This is a genomic window from Zhihengliuella salsuginis (assembly GCF_014651715.1).
In the GTDB taxonomy this organism is placed as follows: domain Bacteria; phylum Actinomycetota; class Actinomycetes; order Actinomycetales; family Micrococcaceae; genus Zhihengliuella; species Zhihengliuella salsuginis.
On the sequence record NZ_BMXK01000028.1, the window covers coordinates 1 to 1,376 of the forward strand.

Annotated in this window: 1 protein-coding gene; it reads left to right on the forward strand. The window is 73.1% G+C overall.

Annotated elements, in window-relative coordinates; genetic code table 11:
• Positions 1–1,376: HNH endonuclease signature motif containing protein (locus IE069_RS15525; protein WP_189351590.1), on the forward strand; the 1,376-nt coding region annotated here is incomplete at both ends.

The window sequence follows — 1,376 nt, forward strand, 5'->3', positions numbered from 1 at the left end:
GCCGCGTCGGCGCCGCCCACGCACGCACCCTGATCGACCTCGCCCGGAAGATCGAACCCGACCGCCCCGACACCCCGCGCACCGGCGACCTCGAAGACATCGAAACCTACGACCAGCAGGTCATCGACGCCGAACTCGACTGCCGCCAACACCGCCAGGACCTCTGCGCCTCCCTCCTCGAGAAGACACCCGGCCGCACACCCTCCGCCGTCAAACGCACCGGAACCCGCCTGCTGAACCGCCTCCTCGACACCAGCGCCACCGACCGCCACACCATCGAACACGCCAAACGCACCGTCCGCATCACCGCCGGAGAGAACGGCATGTGCAACCTCCACGCCTACCTCCCGGTCCTCGCCGGCGAAGCCATCGGCAACCGCCTGAGCGAACTCGCGACCCTGCACACCGACCCCGCCGTCGACCAGGCCGTGAACACCCTCCACCCCGAGGACCAGCCCGGACCCGCCACCGAACGCGACCACGCCTCCAGCACCCGCACCCGCGCCCAGGCCCGCGCCGACGCCCTCGTCGAACTCCTCCTCGCCGGACCCGACGGCTCCGGCCTCGAGAACGTCGCCCCCGCGGTCACCATCAGCATCCCGGCCACCGTCTTCCCCGGCCTGACCGGACTCAACCCCGCCCCCGGACACCCCACCGGCCCAGAACACGACGCCGACGCCGGCACCGGTCCGGCCCGCACTCCGGGCCCCCGGGCGGGGGGCATGACCGAGGAACCGGGCACCGCGAGCACCGACCGCCTCGACGGGCTGCGGCTGCCGGCCGGGGCCGTCGCACCCGAGACCGAGACGCTCGGCGCGTTCGACCCCGCCGACCTCGCCGCACTCCTGCCCAACGCCACCACCTGGACGCGCATCATCACCGACCCCTGGACCGGGGCCATGACCGCCTACGACACCCGGCAGTACCGGCCCACCGCCGCCATGCGCCGGGCCCTCGGACTCCGCGACCGGACCTGCCGCGTCCCCGGCTGCGGCCGCCGCGCCAGCGCCTGCGAACCCGACCATGTCATCGAATGGCAGGACGGCGGCGCCACCAGCCTCGACAACCTCGTCAGTCTCTGCAAACGCTGCCACCGCCTCAAATCCTGGGGCCTGCTCCACCTGAAACTCTCACCCGGAGGCACTCTCCACGCCACCACCTGGTGGGACCGCCAACGCGCCGGGACCGCCGACGCCCCCTGGGACACCCCCGCCGAACCCGTCGGCGACACCAGCCCCTGGACCTCCCGCCACCGGCTGAGCCCGGCCGAGACCGAACTCCTCCGCGGGCTCGCCCGGCACCTCGAATGGGTCAACCGCCGCGCCACCGGACACAGCATCACCAGCCTCTCGCCCACCAAGAAGGCACGCCACAAG